General features: G+C 60.3%; 19 protein-coding genes. 5 read left to right on the top strand and 14 right to left on the bottom strand.

The window, feature by feature from the left end:
• Window positions 1–497: 497 nt before the first annotated feature.
• Window positions 498–932, top strand: a complete 435-nt coding sequence (locus AC04P6_RS02305; protein WP_475564976.1) for a hypothetical protein — start codon at window positions 498–500, stop codon at window positions 930–932.
• 218 nt (window positions 933–1,150) lie between these two features.
• Here the strand turns inward: AC04P6_RS02305 and AC04P6_RS02300 are convergent, their stop codons facing one another.
• The 6 genes from AC04P6_RS02300 to AC04P6_RS02275 form a co-directional block, all read right to left on the bottom strand.
• On the bottom strand, window positions 1,151–2,095 hold the full coding sequence (locus tag AC04P6_RS02300; protein WP_475564975.1) for a hypothetical protein: 945 nt from the start codon (window positions 2,093–2,095) through the stop codon (window positions 1,151–1,153).
• Between the two features lie 116 nt (window positions 2,096–2,211).
• A complete protein-coding gene (dcm, locus tag AC04P6_RS02295) occupies window positions 2,212–3,480 on the bottom strand; it encodes a DNA (cytosine-5-)-methyltransferase (RefSeq protein WP_475564974.1) in 1,269 nt (422 codons plus the stop codon).
• A gap of 104 nt (window positions 3,481–3,584) precedes the next feature.
• Window positions 3,585–5,057, bottom strand: a complete 1,473-nt coding sequence (locus tag AC04P6_RS02290; protein ID WP_475564973.1) for a MutH/Sau3AI family endonuclease — start codon at window positions 5,055–5,057, stop codon at window positions 3,585–3,587.
• A gap of 257 nt (window positions 5,058–5,314) precedes the next feature.
• Window positions 5,315–5,569, bottom strand: a complete 255-nt coding sequence (locus tag AC04P6_RS02285) for a TIGR03905 family TSCPD domain-containing protein (protein ID WP_475564972.1) — start codon at window positions 5,567–5,569, stop codon at window positions 5,315–5,317.
• 203 nt (window positions 5,570–5,772) lie between these two features.
• Window positions 5,773–6,192, bottom strand: a complete 420-nt coding sequence (locus tag AC04P6_RS02280) for a flavodoxin (RefSeq protein ID WP_475564971.1) — start codon at window positions 6,190–6,192, stop codon at window positions 5,773–5,775.
• 39 nt (window positions 6,193–6,231) lie between these two features.
• Window positions 6,232–6,891 (bottom strand): DUF3793 family protein, encoded by a 660-nt coding sequence (locus AC04P6_RS02275; protein ID WP_475564970.1) that lies wholly within the window; start codon window positions 6,889–6,891, stop codon window positions 6,232–6,234.
• A 247-nt stretch (window positions 6,892–7,138) separates the two neighbouring features.
• Between AC04P6_RS02275 and AC04P6_RS02270 the strand changes: the two genes are divergently transcribed.
• The 4 genes from AC04P6_RS02270 (at window position 7,139) to hypB (ending at window position 10,462) form a co-directional block, all read left to right on the top strand.
• Window positions 7,139–7,711, top strand: coding sequence for a TetR-like C-terminal domain-containing protein (locus AC04P6_RS02270; RefSeq protein WP_475564969.1), 573 nt, complete (start codon window positions 7,139–7,141; stop codon window positions 7,709–7,711).
• A 124-nt stretch (window positions 7,712–7,835) separates the two neighbouring features.
• The gene (locus AC04P6_RS02265) at window positions 7,836–9,233 is read left to right on the top strand and encodes a 4Fe-4S binding protein (RefSeq protein ID WP_475564968.1); all 1,398 of its coding nucleotides are present in this window, start codon (window positions 7,836–7,838) and stop codon (window positions 9,231–9,233) included.
• 31 nt (window positions 9,234–9,264) lie between these two features.
• Window positions 9,265–9,675: a hydrogenase maturation nickel metallochaperone HypA/HybF gene (locus AC04P6_RS02260; protein ID WP_475564967.1), complete on the top strand. Its 411-nt coding sequence runs from the start codon at window positions 9,265–9,267 to the stop codon at window positions 9,673–9,675.
• A 91-nt stretch (window positions 9,676–9,766) separates the two neighbouring features.
• Window positions 9,767–10,462: a hydrogenase nickel incorporation protein HypB gene (gene hypB / locus AC04P6_RS02255; RefSeq protein WP_475564966.1), complete on the top strand. Its 696-nt coding sequence runs from the start codon at window positions 9,767–9,769 to the stop codon at window positions 10,460–10,462.
• A gap of 94 nt (window positions 10,463–10,556) precedes the next feature.
• Here the strand turns inward: hypB and AC04P6_RS02250 are convergent, their stop codons facing one another.
• The 8 genes from AC04P6_RS02250 to AC04P6_RS02215 form a co-directional block, all read right to left on the bottom strand.
• Window positions 10,557–11,924: a dicarboxylate/amino acid:cation symporter gene (locus tag AC04P6_RS02250; RefSeq protein ID WP_475564965.1), complete on the bottom strand. Its 1,368-nt coding sequence runs from the start codon at window positions 11,922–11,924 to the stop codon at window positions 10,557–10,559.
• Window positions 11,921–12,784 carry an SDR family oxidoreductase gene (locus AC04P6_RS02245; protein WP_475564964.1) on the bottom strand — a complete coding sequence of 288 codons (864 nt, stop codon included), beginning with the start codon at window positions 12,782–12,784 and terminating at the stop codon, window positions 11,921–11,923. The genes AC04P6_RS02250 and AC04P6_RS02245 overlap by 4 nt, the downstream gene beginning before the upstream one ends.
• 93 nt (window positions 12,785–12,877) lie before the next feature.
• A complete protein-coding gene (locus AC04P6_RS02240) occupies window positions 12,878–13,864 on the bottom strand; it encodes a helix-turn-helix transcriptional regulator (protein ID WP_475564963.1) in 987 nt (328 codons plus the stop codon).
• A gap of 74 nt (window positions 13,865–13,938) precedes the next feature.
• Window positions 13,939–14,637: an NAD(P)H-hydrate epimerase gene (locus AC04P6_RS02235; RefSeq protein ID WP_475564962.1), complete on the bottom strand. Its 699-nt coding sequence runs from the start codon at window positions 14,635–14,637 to the stop codon at window positions 13,939–13,941.
• Window positions 14,634–16,628 carry an EAL domain-containing protein gene (locus tag AC04P6_RS02230; RefSeq protein ID WP_475564961.1) on the bottom strand — a complete coding sequence of 665 codons (1,995 nt, stop codon included), beginning with the start codon at window positions 16,626–16,628 and terminating at the stop codon, window positions 14,634–14,636. The genes AC04P6_RS02235 and AC04P6_RS02230 overlap by 4 nt, the downstream gene beginning before the upstream one ends.
• A gap of 237 nt (window positions 16,629–16,865) precedes the next feature.
• On the bottom strand, window positions 16,866–17,309 hold the full coding sequence (locus AC04P6_RS02225; protein WP_475564960.1) for an RrF2 family transcriptional regulator: 444 nt from the start codon (window positions 17,307–17,309) through the stop codon (window positions 16,866–16,868).
• A gap of 43 nt (window positions 17,310–17,352) precedes the next feature.
• Window positions 17,353–17,811 (bottom strand): Fe-S cluster assembly sulfur transfer protein SufU, encoded by a 459-nt coding sequence (sufU, locus tag AC04P6_RS02220; RefSeq protein WP_475564959.1) that lies wholly within the window; start codon window positions 17,809–17,811, stop codon window positions 17,353–17,355.
• A complete protein-coding gene (locus AC04P6_RS02215; protein ID WP_475564958.1) occupies window positions 17,798–19,072 on the bottom strand; it encodes an aminotransferase class V-fold PLP-dependent enzyme in 1,275 nt (424 codons plus the stop codon). The genes sufU and AC04P6_RS02215 overlap by 14 nt, the downstream gene beginning before the upstream one ends.
• Window positions 19,073–19,084: the final 12 nt, after the last annotated feature.

The following is a 19,084-nucleotide window of genomic DNA, read 5'->3' as shown; positions in this document are numbered from 1 at the left end:
TTCCTATCGCAGTATCCGGTTTTCAAGGTCCTCCGTGCGGCTCCCGCCGCCTGCCGTTCGAAGTGTTCCGTTCGAAGCGGCGAAGAATTACTTTACGCTTTCCAGTGGAGCGTGTCAAGAACTTTTTTCGAAATATTTTTTCGAACTTCGTTCCGTCGGCGCCGGCCGCTGGATGGGCCCTGCGGGCCCGCGGAAGCAACTCCCCGCTGCAAATGCAGCTTGTGCATAGTACCTCCGGCGGACGGGCGCTTCAAGGGCATTTGGAATGCTCCACAAACCACCCACAGACGGGGGCTCATGTTGGGGGTTTTACACGTAAATGCCCTGCATAAGGGCTTGTTTTAGATGTGCTCACGGTATGTACGGCGCGCAAGGCTACCTATATAGATTGCGGTAATTGCTCCCCTTCGAACATCTGTCCGCTTTTTCGGACAGCAGCGTTTTCTAACGCGCGTAGGCTAGAGACGTCTATTCGCCTTGAAGCAAAGGAGGTAGGAGTGAACAGCAATGAAAACACCCTCAACACTGCCATGCACGAGCTTGCCGACTACCTCGCACAGGATTACCGGGCGCGTTACCTCGCCGATGTTCTCTGCGCTTGGGATTACAAGTTTGGCGACTGGATGCCTGGCGCATCCATCGTGATTCGCACCGAGCTGCGCGACATCACGCTCTGGTGGCCCGACGGCGTGCATATGGAAGTAAGCACGCAGCCCGTCCTCGATTACGAAACGGCGCCCGCCGCCCATCTGCGCTGGAAGCAATACGTGGGTCTCACGTCGTTCATCGGTTCCACCATCGAGGACTTCGTGCTCGATTCCTGCGGAAGCGAAGACGCCCTTTGGATCCTCTTCCAGAATGGACGCAGCGCGCGCATTTCCCCGCGCGGCATTATGACGCTCACGTCGTTCGAGTTCCCCGCATCCGCGTAAGATGCCATTGCAGCAGGAAGCGGCTCCGAAGTACATCGGGGCCGCTTCTTTATGCCCCGGTGCGTGTTCGATCCATGCATATATATGTTGGCGAAACGGCGTGACCCAATGACAAGGCGCGCTTGCAGCTTCGATAGCAAGCCCCGAAGACCTATGGGCAAAACGAAGGCGCGCCCAGCTTTCGCCAGGCGCGCCGCGCTACATGATTGTTGCAGCTGCTAGTTGAGGTCGATGTACGTTGCTGCGATGGAGGGTACCGTCACGGATGCGCCCAGCACGGTCGTGTAGGTATACAGACCGGTAGACATGCCGTACACCGTTACGATGTCGTCTTCCAAGATGCGCGTTCCGCTAGCCTTGGAGTTGGCGTACACGATGACGGTGTCGGTCCAGATGCCGTACGCGCCTTCCGTAATGTCGATGCGATACATGGCGCCCTTGCTATCTTCCTGGACCTGGATGACCTCGCCCGTGAAGGCTACGTCTTTGCCCAGCCAATCGGCTTCGTTGCGTGCCAGGTCTTCGTACTCGATCCACTCGCACGAATCCTTGTACTGCTGCGGCGGCAGCGTAGAGCAGTACACCGTAAGCTCGCAGCTAGCGCCCTCGGCCGTAATGGTGTAAACGGAGGATTCACCCGCTACTAGCGCAGAGGGGTTCTCGACCTTGTAGTTGGTCACGCTCTTGCTAGAGCCGTCGGAATACGCGCCGGTAACCGTAAGGCCCGTTACGCCCTTGTCGATCTTCACGCCCTCTTCCGTGGAGCCCGTATAGCTTGCAGAAATGGACTCGAGCGTAGGAGCGGGCGCAGTGGCAGCGGCTGCGCCATTACCCGAATCCGAGCTGTTCTGCGTGACAGCCGCTTGATTGGAGTTCTGGCTGTACGAGCTAGAGCTGGCGCCCTGGCCCATGCCGGAAAGCGCCGCGATGATCATGAGCGCACCGAACACGGTGAGCGCGATGCGCGCGCCCTTGCTCTGCGGCTTGCCGAACACCCACATAAGCGGAATACCCGCAATGGGCAGAAATACAGCGAGGAGCACGACGAACCACGTGCTCTTGAAGAACGGTTCTTTAGTACTAGCAGAAACGGGGACGGCGTACGCCACCTGCCCCGACGACACACCACTTGCGTTTGACCCTGACTGTCCCTGATCGTTCATTTTTCTCCTTCCCCATATACAAGAAACCGCACGCGCGGCACGGCGGTGCGTTGCGTACGGTTGCCTATTATAGGTAGAATTGCGGTTCGGGTGTCCTATATTTTGGACAGTCAGGATTATCTTGCGCGCCTGGCGATTTCCTTGCCCAGCAGATGGGGAATCCCAACGACCAGCGCGTTTCCCATGACGAACGCACGGTGGCCATTCGTCATTCCCGTGTTCGTCCAGCCCTTGGGAAACATCTGAATCTGATCGAGCTCATCAGGCACGAGCCTTCGAATACGCCCAGAGTCACCCCGCACGGCATGCTTCATGCGACTCGCGGCACGCCCGCCTTCGCCCGTAAGGATAGTACGAGCGGGGCGATCCGTCGGGTCGGGCCAAGCCATGGCGCCTTCCGAGTACATGTACTCAAAACCAGCAGCGGTGGTGCGGGGTTCGCGCTTTGCCGCACGCTGGTACTCCCACTTCGGAATCTCCTCGTCGGGAATGAAAAACTCCTGGGGCACTTCGCTATCAGGAACGAGCAAGTCGCCCAGCGTCGCCCGAGGTCCATCATATGCGGGGAAGGTGCGTGCGGTTAGCACATGGCCGTCCTGCATGACTCCCGCATTCTGAAAGCGAGAGACCTTGTCGCCAACGCCAAACGTTGCGCTTACCTGGTACGGCTCGCCCTGAACGGTGAATTCCGCACGACGGTCGAAGCCATCCGAGATGGGAAACGCCGTCGCGATAACGCCCGAGCGGAGCATGCGGTCTTCGAGATTCCACTGCTCGCTAGTTTTCACGCCGAAGATGTAAACACGTCGACGGCGCTGCGGCATGCCATACTCCGCGGCATTGATGACGCGCCACTCCACCGAGTAACCCTCTTCGGCAAGGCATGAAAGAATGATTGCGAAATCGCGACCACGCTGACTCGCGGGAGACTTAAGCAGCCTATCGACATTTTCGAGCAGCAGGTATTCCGGCTTCTTCAAATGGAGCATGCGATAGATATCCCACCACAGCACGCCCTTCTTGCCCTCGATGCCGCCAGCCTTCGGAAGGGGCTTGGCAACCGAGTAATCCTGGCAAGGGAAGCCGCCGACGAGCATGCGAAAATCGGGAATGTCACGCGTTCCCGCCTCGTATTCGTCGAGCACCTGATTGATATCGACGTTAACGCAGCTACCTTCACCGAATCGCTCTTCGTAGCATCGCCACGCAAACTGACGAGCGGTAGATCCGGGCGGTTCCCACTGGTTAGCCCAAATCGTCTTGAACGGACCGGCTGCAGGCAGGGCGAACTCGGGATGGGCATCGTTTTCGTAGCCATCGAGCGCCAGACGGAAACCGCCAACGCCCGCGAACATCTCCGCAACTGTAATGGTCTCGTCCGCCATGCCCTACCCTTCGTACGCGATCTTTGAATGGCTATGATAGCCGTAATCCATGATCGATCGATGGAAAACCATTGTCAAGATCGAATATCTGCGAACCACGACATTTATAGCCAGTTGAGTCCTTCCAATCGCTCTACAACATACGAGCCCTTAATCCAAACCTGCTGCGAATACATACGAATGCCGTTGACGCATTCGTTCTTCGTCGTGGAATCGCTTCCCGTTCCGCGAACGAACACCAACCCATCCTTGCTCTTCGGAAAGTTGGGTGCGCCCTTCGGCACGCCCGTCTTATTGATGACGGGGTTACCCGCTTTGTCGATCGCGGGCACGAACTTCAGAGTCTTGTTAACGACTAGATCCCGGATCGACTGCCACAAGCGGCGAACCTCCAACTCGATAAACGCATCGTCGAACGAAAGGCGCTTGAAGCCCAGGAACACGTTGCTAGCGAGCGGGGCCTCAGCAGAGGGCTCCTGCAGCACCACGCAAAGAAGCTGATGATTCGCGAAGTACTCGTACATCTGCGACTCTTCGAACACGGCATCCGCCGTGAACTGATCGAAGTCGATGGTGAACTGCTTCATATCCTCGGTGCGTCCACCCGCGTTCGAGAGGACGATGCTCTTCCCCTTGAGTCCGATTTTCGAGAAAAGCTCAATCTTGTCCATCTTGCAAGAGGGGCTTCCAAACATCGCGCAAACAAGAGTTTCAGCAATGCCCTTCCTCTCTTTGCCCTTTTTCGTGAGCAGCGAGAAACCCAGAAGGTCCGCAAGCTCGGCAACCGTCTTCCCCCGATACTTCTCGGCGAATCCATGGCATATCGCATCCAACGACGAGTATGACGTGTACGAGCTTGGCAGGCGCTCCATTTTCGCCCCGAAATGCTTGCGCGCCATCGCCGTTACCGTCGAGCGCTTAAGGCGAAAACGGGGCGGATGCGGATATTTCGGAGCAGTGTCGATAAGCATGAGCTCAGAGCGTAACGCCGACGAAAGGCGCGGGTACTCCTTCTTTCTATCCTCTTCGTTGGGGTGTTCCGCCTGGATACGGGCAACGAAATCGTGCACGAGCTGCCAGTCGTTTCGAAGCATCTCGATTTCATCCGGGGTGAACTCATGGAACTGATAGCCTTCCACGGGAAAGCATGCATACCCCGCAGCAGGTACCGTGCTTTCGGAGGCGTACAGGTAATACACGATGAGCAGACGTTCGACCTTATGCCAGAAGTTCGACGTATCGAATTCCTCGCCTGCGATAACATCAAGGGAAACAGCCGTAATGGACATAGGCTCTTTAGCCTCGATATCGCCATGTTTCTTGGAACGGCGCAGGCCCGTGGTCTTAAGCTCGTATTCGATTCCATCAAGCACGAGGTCGGGCTCTTGCCCGGAGTTCGCGGGATATCCGATAACGGATTGCTCGACCACATCGCCCGCTATACCCGTAATCTTGGGCTTGGCAACGGTTTTGCTGAAGACGGACGCGCTGTCGACTTCGCCAAGCGTCTTCCCAACCGCCGCCGCGAGCTTCCGCTCGACTTCCACTCGAGTGCTCGAATACTGAAAATCCCCCATGGTCGCTCCTTTCCATGAAGGTCATTGTAGGCATACGCAGCAACAGTTCGAACCAAAAAAGGTCGCGAAAAAGTCGCAGCGCAATCGCCGACCAGCAGCAAATCGCTTACACGCAGTACTCGCCCCGCAAAAAGCAAACCGCCCTCGCGCGGAAGCGTGAGGGCGGTTGTAGCTAGACGCTCACGTACGCGTGGCCGCTCGCAAACTGCGGGAACGCGCGCGAAAGCATGCGCTCGACTCCAAGCGGAGCAATAGTGCTACTGTGCGAGAGCCTCATCGATGGCTTTGGCCAGCTGGTCGGGGCACGACGTGGGGCGCGGGCCGCATTCCACGCCGCGCAGCAAATCAGCCACTTCCGTGGCGGGGCGCCCAATAGCCAAACGACTCACGCCCTGCGTATTGCCCGAGCAGCCCTTTTCGAACTGCACGTCACGCACGATGCCCTCATCGTCAATCTTCACGTGAATCATGCGCGCGCACGTGCCATGCGTCTTGTAATCCTTCTCGATCATGTCGTCTCCTTGGCATTCTCTAGATAGTGCGAGATGCAGTATACGAGAGACCCGTGGGCATTATGTGCGCACTCATCAACGTGCTGAAAACACGCGGCGCACGGCAATACGCAAAAAGCGACGGGCACACGGCCCGTCGCTCCCCTCGGCAGAAGCACGCACGCCACGCCGAATTGTTTCAGCACTAGCACCCCAACCAGGCGTTACGCCAGAGCCGCACCCGCGGCCTTGCACGCCTCCTCGGCTTCGCCTTCGGGATAGTCCTTCGCGATAACCGCATCGACAACGTTCACGCCGTTGCCCTCGGCGCGCTCGCGCCAGATGTCCATCCACTCGCCATCGTTCCAGTCATAGCTGCCGAACAGCACGACCTTACGACTGTCGAGCGAAGGCTCTACCTCGTCGTACATGGGCTCGAACTCGGTATCTTCCAGCTCCTCGTCGCCCATCGCGGGGCAGCCGAATGCAACGGCGGCATACTCCGCCAACTTCGCCGAATCGAAATCGGAAGCCTGGATGATATCGACCTCTGCCCCAGCACCCTGGGCGCCTTCTGCCACCAGGTTCGCCATGGCCTCGGTATTGCCCGTGCCGCTCCAGTACACAACAGCCACTTTGCTCATATGATTCTCCTTTATCTGGGATTACTACCAACCGAACGCTTACGACGCCGCATCGACGCAGGCCAGGCGCCTAAGCGAGGCCCCCTGCGCGTGCAACGCATCCATCCTGCGAACGCACTGCCGGTACGCCTCGAAGCATGCCTGCGCAGAACAGGCGTCGCCGTACGCCTTCCAACAGCCCGTACACAGGCACTCCGATTCGCCCTCGATGAACGCGACGACGTCTTCGTAGGGATAGCCAAGGAAGAAGCCCACCTCATGGGGAAACGCCTTCCCGCGCTCGTCGCCAGGCAGCGCGTCGCACGCGCGCACGCGCCGCGCGAGTTCGCCGATGCAGGCATCAAGCGACTCGACGCTATACCCCAGCGCGCTCAAGTACTCGCTCGTGCGTGCGTTTGCGAGCGCACGGGCAACCAGCTCGGGGCGGAATACCAAAACAAGCGCATTACCAGGGCGAACCGCAAGCACATGCAGGCTTACCCCACCGCTAAGCAAATCACCACGCGCAGAACGCAGCGCCGCCGGGAACCCGCCGCGCACGATGCGGCTGGCGCGCTCCTGCTCGCAGGCATTCTGGCTGCGCGCATCCATGAAGTGCACGGTGAAGAGGCTCGCGGGCTTCATCGCAGCCAACGTGGGAGCACAATTGTGAACGATCTTCCTATCGAGTTTCGCGCTCGTGTTTTCACCGCAGCCCATATCGCCTCGCTTCGTATCCGTTAGCCATTCCTAACTTTCGCGAATGTTAGCCTAACCTAACCACACTGGCAAGCCCCTTTCACAGAAAAGCCGCGCGCATACTGAATCACGAAACCCCAGGTGGCGTGCCTATAGACTGCATATCCAGTAAGACGGAATCGAAATACGTAACACCTTTGGGCGTGTGCCGCAGCCCCGCCCTACGCGCGTGCTAAAATCCCCCGCGAGAGGGAACAGAGGAGGGCGCATGAGGAGAGGCACCCCGGCTGCAAGGGACCGCTTTGTGCGAGCCATGCTCGCGCTTTGCAAAACCAAGGACATCAACAAGATTTCGGTACGCGACGTGCTCGAGGAATCGGGTGCGGCTCGCCAGACGTTCTATAACTGCTATCACGACATCAACGACCTCATCCTGCACGTGCCGTTCGCGCTCGCCGAGGCCTTCGACGGCGGCCTGTACACGCAGGAGGCATGCACGCACCTGTTCCGCACGGCCATCGAGGAACGCGCGTTCTTCGAGCAGCTTCCCCACCACACCGGCCAGAACTGCTTCCGCGACAGCTACCTGAAGAAGCTGAAGGACATCTACTACCACGCGCTCTTCCATGGCTCACCCTGCGAAATCGCAGCTCAGAAGGCCCAGATTGACGCCTACATCTACGGAGTCGTCGACCTCTTCATGGAATGGTGCGCCACGGGCATGCAAGACGACCCGCAATGGATCGCAGAGGTCATCTTCAGCATGAAACCCGCCTTCATGAGCGCCGATCCCCTGCCCGATTACTGCACGCACGCTGGAGCGTTTGCCCAGGAGGCATAGCCTTTCTGCGGTGTTAGCCGCGCCTTACAAGACAAAACCCCTCACATCGTCTGTTGTGTCCGCATTCTTTCGCCCAGTACCCTTTCCTCAGGGAGTTTTTGCTCAAGCAAAACGAGGAGGAAACATGGAAGAAAGCGAGAAGAAGAGGCTCGGCCTCGACCGTCGCGACTTCGTTCGCGGCGCGGCCATCGGCGCCATGGGCATGATGCCCATCTTCGAACTGCTGGGTTGCAGTAGCCCGAAGAACCAGGCCGAGAAAGCCGAAGAACCCAAGGCGGCACAGGCTGCCGAAACGGGCACCAAGAGCGGGTGGATCGACCCCTCCAAGAGCGACGAGCTCATGCAGAAGGTGCTCACCGAAACCGAGGTCACGAGCGATCTGGTGTGCGACGACGGCACGGTTATCCCTGCCCTGTACGTGCGTATGCGCAACCGCATCAACCGTATCGGCCGCGGCATCGGCTCGATTCCGAACGATTCCCATTCCTGGGAAATGATCATGTACCTATGGTCGGAAGAAGACGCCGAAAACTACCTGAAGATGCCCATGCACGAGTACTTCACCGCCGGTGATTACGCATACGCAGCTGGCATCTCGGAGGAGAAGGCCCTGGAAATCCTGGAAGACCAGGCCAAGCGCAACCTCATCTGGCGCGTGCGCCGCGGTGGCCTTCCCCTGTTCATCCTGATGCCCTACATCAACGGCTTCTGGGAGTTCAACGAACTCGACGCCCTGTATCACAAGGGCATGGACAAGGTCGCTGAATTCGACATCCAGGGCATCAAGGGCACCGACCCCAACGGCGAGTCGGGCTTCGACACCACGTTCCCGCTGTTCCGCTCGTACCCCGTGAGCGCGGACGTCGTGAAGGAAGACAAGCTGGCCGAAGGCCATGACTGGCGCGCGCTCATCAAGCGCAACACCAAGATCACGGTTTCCCCCTGCCAGTGCCGCACCATGTGGAAGGCCCTGGGCGTGCCCTGGGACGAATCCCACCCCACGCGCACCTGCCTGTCGCTGGGCGAAATGGCCGAGTACTTCATCGAGAATGACATCGGAGAGGAAATCACGCAGGACGAGGCCATCGCCATCGTGGAAGATGCCATCGACCACGGCATGGTCGTCGAGTCGGTATGCGCGAAGGACGCCGACATCATCTGCAGCTGCCACTCCAAGAGCTGCGGCAACCTCATGGCCTACCGCGCCATCAACGGCGAGGCCGAGTGCTCCACGTACTACAGCGCCTACCTGCTGAACTACGACAAGGACAAGTGTCTGAAGTGCGGCAAGTGCGTCGAGCGCTGCCCCATGAGCTCCATCACGCAGGACACCGACGGTACCTGCATCATGGACAAGGCCTGCGTGCGCTGCGGCCAGTGCGCCCTGGTGTGCCCCGCCTCGGCACGCGTCCTGACCGAGAACCCCACGTACCCCGACCTGCCGATCGACTACGTCGATTGCAACAAGTACTTCGCCAAGGACCGCATGGCCCGCGGCCAGCTCGTCGACTACGTCGGCTAGCAATTCCCGATAGCCAGAACAGGAGACGGCCATGCACGAAATGTCATACGTCCGCAACGTCGTGGACATCGTCACGGAAGAGGCGAACGCCGCTGGCGTGAGCCGCGTGCGGGCCGTCTACCTGGTCATCGGCGAAGGCCGCGACATCGTCGAGGAATACTTCGAAGGCCTATTCCGCCACCTTGCGCGAGGAACCGTTGCGGAAGGCGCGGAGGTCATCATCCACCGCATCCCCTACACCATGCGCTGCAACGCCTGCGGAACCCCATTCCACGTTGAGTACATCCGCAGGGAGCCGCGCGCGTGCCCTGCATGCGGCGCCACGGACGACTGCTCGTTCCTGCGCGGCATGGAGTTCTCCATTAGCAGCATCGAAGCAGCGGAGGATGAGCCCGAAAACGCCGAGGTCACGAAGGAGGCGACCGCGCCCGTGCAGGCGTAGCGCCCATCGACGCATGTCGCGGCCACATAGTACGTGGCGAATCAGTGTTACCCTGCCGCACCCCACTGCGGCATCACCCTAAGGAGGGGCAATGGAAAAGACGCGTATCATCGAAGTACGCAAGGACGTGCTTGCGAAGAACGATATCGCCGCCGAGAGGTTTCGCGAGGCGAAGGCCGCCAGCGGCACGTTCTTCCTGGACATCATGGCCTCCCCCGGAGCCGGCAAAACCACCCTTCTGCTTGCGCTCATCAAATCCCTCCGGAGCGCTGGAGGGCAGAGCATGGCGGTTATCGAGGCCGACCTGGAATCTGATGTCGACGCCCTGAAAATCAAGGAAGCCAACGTTCCCTCGGTGGAGCTGAACACGCGCGGCGTGTGCCATGTGGAAATGGGCATGGTCGAGCAGGCGAACCAGGCCTTCGGCGACGCCAGCTACGACTACCTGTTCCTGGAAAACATCGGCAACCTGGTGTGCCCCGCCGATTTCGACACGGGCGCCCACGCACGCGTCATGCTCCTTTCCGTGCCCGAAGGCTACGACAAGGTGTACAAGTACCCGCCCATGTTCAGCGTCGTCGACGCGCTCATCGTAACGAAGAGCGACTACCTGCCGGTTAACCCCGACTTCGACATGGACGCCCTGGTGAAGCAGGCGCGCACGCTGAACCCGAACATCAAGATCTTCGTCACCTCCGCCCGCACGGGCGAAGGCATCGACGGCGTGACGGCATGGCTGCAGGAGCAGCGCGCGAACATGCTCGACCGCTACCGCGCGGCCGTCTAACGAACGCACATACATCCCCTCCCACGAAACGTGCCCCGCTCCATTCGGAGTCGGGGCACGTTTCGTAAGTGCTATGCGGTTGCACGTTTGAAAACTAGAATTCCTCGTCGTACACGTCGTCGAGGTGCATTTCGCGAACGCCGGCCGTGGGATCGTCGAAGACGGCGCGGTCGAATTCGCCCGCCTGCTTCGCCACGATAGTGGTAACCACAGCGTCGCCCGTGATGTTCACGGAGGTGCGCAGCATGTCGAGGATGCGGTCGATGCCCATGATCATGGCGATGCCCTCGAGCGGCAGGCCAACCGAGTTGAACACCATGGAAAGCGTGACCAGACCAACCGAGGGGACGCCCGCCGTACCAATGGAGGCAAGCGTAGCCGTGGCGATGACCGTGGCGATTTCCGCAGGCCCCAAGTTCACGCCGAACAGCTGGGCGGTGAACACGACCGCCACGCCCTGCATGATGGAGGTGCCATCCATGTTGATGGTGGCGCCCAACGGGATGGTGAACGAGGAGATGCGGCGCTTCACGCCAATGCGCTCGGACAGCGTCTCGATGTTCAGCGGGATGGTGGCATTCGAAGAGCTGGTGGAGAACGCGAAGATCATCACGCGCGCGAACTTCCTGAAGAACGTGATGGGATTCAGGCGCGTGAACACCACGAACAGGATGGCGTAGACCACGAAGCACTGAATGGCCAGCGCGCCGATAACGGCGCCCATGTACTTCAGCATGGGCAGGAACATGTCGAGGCCCAACTTGGCGAACGTGTTGGCCAGCAGGCAGAAGACGCCCAGCGGAGCAACCTTCATTACGGCCTCGGTCATCTTCATCATGAGCTCGTTGCCCTGCTCGAACAGGCGGTGCAGGTTTTCGACCTTCCTGCCCATGACGGCAATGAGAATGCCCACGAACAGCGCAAAGAAGATCACCGGCAGCATGTCGCCTTCGGCGATGGCGTTGAACGGATTCTTCGGGATGATGCCCAGAAGCGTGTCGACGATGCTCGTTTCGGTGGTGGCAACCGAAGACGTGGACGCGTTCGCCTGGATAGCCGACGTGTCGACGCCCAGGCCAGGCGACACGAGCGTGCCGATTGCGAGGGCGATGGAAATGGCAAGCGCCGTGGTGCAAACGTAGAACAGCAGCGTCTTGACGCCCACCTTGCCCAGCGTTTTCACGTCGCCGATGGCGGCGGCGCCACACACGATGGAGCAGAGCACCAGGGGCACGACGAGCATCTGCATGAGGCGGATGAACGCCTGGCCCACAACGTAGAAGATGCCATTCACGAAGACATCGGTCTTGATGGGGCTATCGGGAATGAGGTAGTGGAACACGATACCGCAGACGATGCCCAGCGCGAGCGCGATGAGAATCTGGCCGGTAAGCCCGATGCGATGAGCCCTCTTGCCCTCGAGCGTATCGACGGCGGAAAGCTGTTCAGGCTTCTTGCTCATCGGGCGCCTCCTTCTGCGGCAATGCCAACGCGCCTTAGGTAGCACTCGAGGTCGCGCTGCCACGTGGGCAGCTCCATGACGCCCGTCATCTTCACCATGAGCGGATCGAGAATGATGTTCTGAGCGGTATCGGGATTGCATTCGGCAGCCGTGACGAGCTCGGGGTTGGCGCCCATGAGCCTATACACCTCGCGCGCGAACTCCTGGCGATTGCACCTGCCCGAGCTAACCACGTGGAACAGGCCATACTCCTGCGCGGCAACGGCGCGCTTCAGGAAATGGAAAACCGTGCGCACCGACGTGGGACAGGCAATCTGGTCGGTACGCGCCTGGATGGCCTTGCCCTCCTGGGCCGCCTGCACGATTTCGCCCAGCGTACCGCCGTCGGCATGGTAGAGCCACGACGAGCGGATGATGATATGGCGCGGGTTGAGCTCGCGGATGAAGTTCTCGCCCACCAGCTTCGACTTACCATACGTGGTGTCGGGCTGCGGCGCGTCGAATTCGTCGACGGGCAGGGGCATATGGCGCCCGAACACGTCGTCGCTGGAAAACTGCACGAGCAGCGAATCGATGCCCGCAGTGGCGATGGCCAGGTTGCGCGGCCCCAGGCCGTTCACCTCGATGGCTTCCTGCTTGTTGTGATGCGTCACCAAGCTACGACGCAGGCCCGCGCAGTTCACGACGAGCTGCGGCCTGTTGCGCTGGATGAACTCCTTCACCTGGCACAAATCGGTGATGTCCACGTCTTCGTCGGTTCCATACACCGTATAGCCGCAATCGGCCAGGCGATGCGCGATTTCGCGACCCAGATAACCCGCAGACCCAGTTACCCAGACATCGTTATAACGAGTGCCCATAAGGTTCCTTCCCCCTTAGCTGGCAATTGACACCAATAATAGCAAACATGCCAGGTGCCGGCGCGTTTTCGGATAGGGAAAGAACAGGCGCCCCTAGTCGCTATACGACTCCAGAATGCCACGCAGGAAGCTGGCGTAATGCTCGCGCAGCCACGAGGGCGACTCGATTTCGATGTCACTTCCCAGTTGGGCAAGCCAGCCGAAGAACACGGGGCTCTCCTTCACGGTTACGGTGACGCGCGCCTTGCCCTCGTCTTCCAGGGCCACGGCGTGCACGTCACGCCCAAAGCGGTCGATGATGACGTTCATCACGCCTTCCGTCGCCTTCAGCTTGGCGGTGACGCGCTGGCCGTCGTACATGCCGAACACGCACTTCCCCACCTCGTCGGGGTCGTACGCGGCGATTGCCTCGTTGCGCTCCGCAGGTTCGGGCAGACTCTCGATCTGTTCCATGCGGTCGACGCGATAGTTGCGAATCTCCTGGTCGGCATCGCTAAACGCCACCAGATAGTAATTGCCATCGGAATACGTGAGATTGATGGGCGTGACCACGTGGGCCGCGCCATCCTTCGTGGCGACCTTGTTCTTGTGAATGTCGTAGCGCACGTAGCGGAACGACAGCTTGCCGCCCGTGGCCATGGCCTCCTGCAGCTTGTCGACGGTGAGGAAATCGGACTGCGACTGGGAACGGGGCCTGCCATGCACGTGCACCTGCTTGCAGAGCGCGGTGCGCTCGGGCGTGGAGGCAAGATGGCGGATGCTCTTCACCAGGGCATTCGAGCTTCCCTCGGAAAGAAAGCGGCTCGACTGCACGGCATCAACCAGAAGCATGAGCTCGGGTAGCTCGAAGTCGCGCTCGGAAAGGGCGTACTCGACGGGCTGACGCTGGTACTTCTCTACGGATATGCCGAATTCCTTCAGCGTTTCGATATCGGAATATACGCTCTTGCGCTCGGCCGAAATGCCCTTCTCGCGAAGGCGGTCGATGATTTCGCCCATGGTGAGCCCATGGTTGGGGTCGGTTTCCTCGCGGATCATCTTCAAGATATGCAGCAGTTTGAGCTTCTGAGAGCTAGACAAGGCGCTTTCCCTCCTCGATACACGCATGCGGAACACCGCCCGCATGCCCTGTTATACACGCACTTCGCACGGAACTACCCAAGGAATCCGGATAGGTCGGCGATTTCGGCGACCTGCACATCGCCGCAGCGCTCACGTGCATCCGCGGCAACCAGTCCGGGCTTCAAAACCATCATGGTGAGCGTTTCGCTAGCGCGCACGCACGGCTCGGCGGCAGCTCCCGTCTGTGCGGAAAGGCCGCTGGGAACGTCGACGGCCAGAAGCCGCGCGCCCTCCTCGCGCGCCTCGTTCGCCCATGTGATGAGCTCGGCCGCAACGCCGCGCACTTCGCTTCCCGCAAAACCCGTGCCCAACAGGGCGTCTACCACAACCCGCGCCTCATGCACCATCGCACGGGCCGCATCGCCGTCTTTCGCGGCAACCGAATAGGCAACGCCTGCGGCAAGCGCCCGATCGACGGCGTCGCGCGCCGGCTGCGCCTCTATGGCGGCGGGCTCCTTCACGCTAAGCACGTGCACGGCCTGGCCGCGTTCCCGCAGAAGGCGCGCAGCCACCCAGCCGTCGCCGCCGTTGTTGCCCGGACCAGCCAAGACGATTACCGGCTGGGTGGGAGAAGCGCCATACGAAAGCACGCGTTCGGCCACGGCCGCGCCTGCGCGATCCATGAGTTCCGCCAGGGGCGTTCCCGCGGCATCAATCTCGTGCTCGAGACGCACCACATCGGGCACATCGAGCACAGGCGCTCCTTCAACCCTGCGCTGAACGGGAATCATGACTGACCTCCAGTATGGGAAACGATGGGGCACACCTTTGCCGGCACCTTGCCGTTGACCTTCATGCCGTAGCGCTTCGGCGCTTCGACGAGGCGATTCGGTACGGAACGCTCCAGGTAATCGGGCACCTGCTCGAGCGGCATGGGGTGCGCGTAATAGAAGCCCTGAATATAGTCGACGCCGCATTCGATGACCTTGCGTGCCTGCTCGGCCGTTTCCACGCCCTCGATGACCACCTCGTAGCCGCCATGATGGAACAGGCGCGCGAGCGTGCGGATGGTGTCGTAGCCGTCTTCCTGCGCGGCAGCCAGCAGAATGCGGTCGAGCTTGATGAAGCGGAAGGGGAAATCGAGCATCGCGGCGAAGTTCGAAAAGCCCGTGCCGAAGTCGTCCATGAGGAACTGGTATCCACGGTTCACCAGCTCTTTCAGCGTGGCGGCCACGCGGTCATCTGCTGCGAACATGCGCTCGGTGATTTCCAAGGCGATAAGTTCGCGTGAAAGGCCCGACTCCTCGACGATGCGGTCGAGATAATCGGGGAAATGGCTATCGGAAAGCTGACGCAGCGACAGGTTCACCGACACCATCCTCAACGGCAGATCGGGATGCTCCTGCATGAACGTGCAGAGCTTGCGCATGACCTGCTCGCCGATTTCCATGATGAGCGCGCTGTCTTCCGCAATGGCGATGAACTTCGACGGCGGGATGTACTCGCCGCGCGGCCCCTTCAGGCGCACGAGCGCCTCGGCCGAGCACAGGCGGCCGTCGCGCACGTTGTACACGGGCTGAATCCATACGTCGAACTTGTCGAGCGCCACGGATTCTTCCAGATAGCGCGTGAGGCGCTTCTTGCTTTCCACTTCCGCGATGAGCGCGTCGTCGACGCGGATGGACGAAATGCGATGGCGGTGGATCTCATCGCGCGCGTACTCGATGCGCTCGATGATCTGGTGCGGGCCGCTTACCGTGCTTGCCGCATAGTCGATGATGCTCGTCTGCACGGGCAGCTTGTCGCCGTCTATCTCGGCGAACTTCGGCACGTTTTCGTTCACGTACGCAATAATCTCCTCGCCCGTGCGCTTGTCTTTCCAGCTGAACACCAGGGCAATCGACGTGGCGCTGATGCGATACACCTCGCCGCCCGCGCACCCCACGCGCGCCTTTTCGGCAGCCAGCATGAGAATGCGATCGCCCACGTCGGTACCGTACGTGGAGTTGATGTTCTCGAGCCCTTCCACCAGCACCACCACGATGCGACGCGGGTGGCGCGCTTCCGTCCATAAGCCAGCCGCCGCAATGAACGCGAAGCGATTCCCCAGCCCCGTGAGAGCGTCGGTCTCGATGCTGGTCGATTGCAGCACGAGAAGCAAAATGAGCGAGAATACGGCGGCCATGATGCCATTCATCATGGTGTTCGGGAAGATGACCTGGAAGGCGATCATGGCCACGAGCACAGGCAGGGAAATGCGCATGACGCGCAGCATGGCGCGGCTCGTTTCCTTGTAGTAGATCACCGTGCAGCCGCACACCAGGGTAAACATGGCGCCCACCTGCACATACCCGATGGTCCACAGCGGACCGTGCACGTAGGTGAAATCGGCCGCGATGTAGAACATCCATTGCGTGACGGGATTGAAGAGCGTGAGCACCACGCACACGATGCAGATGATGTGGTTGGCATGCGACGCGAACGTGAGCGCCATATGGTCGCCCACGCGCCGGAGCATGAAGCTAAAGCCGTAGTCGGTGAAGCTCGACACCATGATGAAGCAGATGATGTAGTAGAGCGCGTTGTCGATGTAGTTAACCCAAAGCGGCAGCTCGGCCGCATGGTCGATCGTAACCACGCACAGGGCGTCGACAACAACGGAAATGGCCGCGAGCACGATGCTGATGAAGAAGCGGAACTGGTCGGTGGCCTTAAGGTAATCGCGGCGCCCAACCACGCCCACAATGATGCAAAGGATTACCAGAGCCAGATATTCTGCCACAAATGAGAACACAGCCCTGCCTTTCGTTTGCTTCCCCCAGCGAGCCGCTCGCATATGATTGCTAGCGTATGTGTGCCCATTTTCGCACATGAAACGCGTGGGGCGCTCCTGAACGTCAAAGAAAGCTGGGGCGTATGCCGCCCGTTCAGATAAATTCCACGAGTCTACAAGGAATTAGCGCACACGAAAAAGCCCCGCCGGAGCGGGGCCTTGCAACCAAGCGTTTCGCGAAACGAGCTACGCGCGAAGAGCTTCCTCTTCTTCCTCTTCCGGTGCAGCGGTAACAATGTCGGCCAGCGTCTTTTCGTTCAGATACTCGGCCGTAATCTTGCCCAGATCGCGCCACATGGAAATGGTGGGGCAGCTGTCCATGATGGGGCATACCTCGCCATTCGTGCAGTCGAGGCATTCGACGGGGGCAAGCGAGCCTTCCGCCGCGCGCAGGATCTGCCCGAGCGTGAGCTTTTCGGGGGCGACGGCAAGTTGGTACCCACCGCCCTTGCCGCGCGTGCTTCGAACGTAGCCGGCCTTCACCATGAGGGCGATGACCTGCTCGAGGTACTTACGCGAGATGTTCTGCCGTTTCGACACGTCGCCCAACGACACCCATCCATCGTGCATGGCCAAATCGGCCATGGCACGCAGCGCGTAGCGTCCCTTTGTCGAATACATGCCTGACATTCAATCCCCTTCTTACACGTAGCCCATACCACTACGTTTGATTTTATTCCGTCGTGGACGCTTCGGAACCAGAATTTCGAAGCATTTCCGCCATGGTGTGCCACGAGAGCTCGGCGCACTTCACGCGCGCGGGCATATGGCGAATGTTCTGCAGAAGCATGGCCTCGTCGAGTTCCCGCTGCAGCTTTTCCTCGTCGCGTTCAGCCCCGGTGAGCATTGCGGCGAACAGATTGCACAGCTCGATGGCCTCTTCCTTCGTCTTGCCAATCATCATATCGCTCATGATGTCGGCCGACGCCATGGAAACGGCGCAGCCATGGCCCGTGTACGACGCCTCGCCGATGCGGCCGTCTTCGTCGATGCGCACGGCGATGTGAAGCTCGTCGCCACACGACGGATTGATGCCGTCGTGCTCATGCGTGGCGTCTTCCAGCTCGTAATTATAGTCGGGATGGCTGACGTGGTCGATGAACTGAGCATTGTACAGGCTAGTTACATCCATGGAATATCCCCCAGACCTTCTGCAGGCCATCGATGAGCGCATCGATATCGGCCTTGTCGTTGTAAAATCCCACGCTCGCGCGGCACGTGCTCTGCCAGCCAAGATAGGCCAGCAGCGGCTGGGCGCAATGATGCCCGGCGCGAATGCAAACGCCCTGGGAATCCAGGATCGACGCCACGTCATGCGGGTGAATGCCCTGCACGTCGAAGGCAACGGAGCCGATATGCTCGGCACCATCGCTGGGCCCGATGACCGTGATGTAGTCGAGTTCGCCCAGGCGGTCGACCAGGTACGTCGTGAGCAGGCGCTCGCGTTCCTCGATTTCCCTCATGCCCACGCCCTCGAGGTAGGCGATGGCTTCGTCGGTGGCATACGAACCAGCGGCATCCTGCGTACCCGCTTCGAACTTCTGCGGAACGGGAGCCCACACGGCGCCATCCTCGGTAACGGTATCGATCATCTCGCCACCCGTGAGGAACGGAGGCATCGCGTCAAGCAGCTCGGGGCGGCCCCACAACACGCCGATGCCCATCGGCCCGCCCAGCTTGTGAGCGGAAAACGCCAGGAAGTCGCAACCGAGTTCGCGCACGTCAACCGGCAGATGGGGCACCGACTGCGCACCGTCGACGGCGCACAGGGCTCCCATGTCGTGAGCGCGCTTCGCGATGGCGGGAATGTCGTTTTCCACGCCCAGTACGTTGGACACGTGGGTAACCGAGACGATCTTGGCACGCGGGCCGATCTTGTCCTCGATTTCCTGCTGGGAGATGCGCCCCGACTCATCGAGACGCAGGTATACCAGGTTCGCACCCGTTCGCGCGCACACCTGCTGCCAGGGGATGAGGTTGGAATGGTGCTCCATGATGGAAATCACCACCTCGTCACCCTCCTGCAGGTCCACGACCTGGGGCAGCGTCTGGGCCAGCAGGTTCAGCGACTCGCTGGCATTGCGCGTGAACACGATGGAATTGCCCAGGGGCTTGTCCGCTTCGTCCACGGCGCCGATGAATCGGGCGATGCGCGCACGCGCATCCTCGATGGACTGCGTGGCTTCCACGGAAAGGCGGTACAGGCCGCGTAGGGGGTTGGCGTTCATCGTCTCGTAGAACGTGCGCTGGGCGTCGAGCACGCGCGCGGGGCGCTGCGCCGTGGCGGCCGTATCGAGGAACACCAGATCGGGATTGCCCGCGAGCAGGGGGAAATCGGCCTTGTAGGGCGACTCCTCCAGCACGGCGAGCTGACTGGCTGAAAGCTGCGTCATCTCTTACTCCTC

This window comes from Denitrobacterium sp. (assembly GCF_056180635.1).
This window is presented reverse-complemented; position numbering and strand designations above follow the sequence as displayed.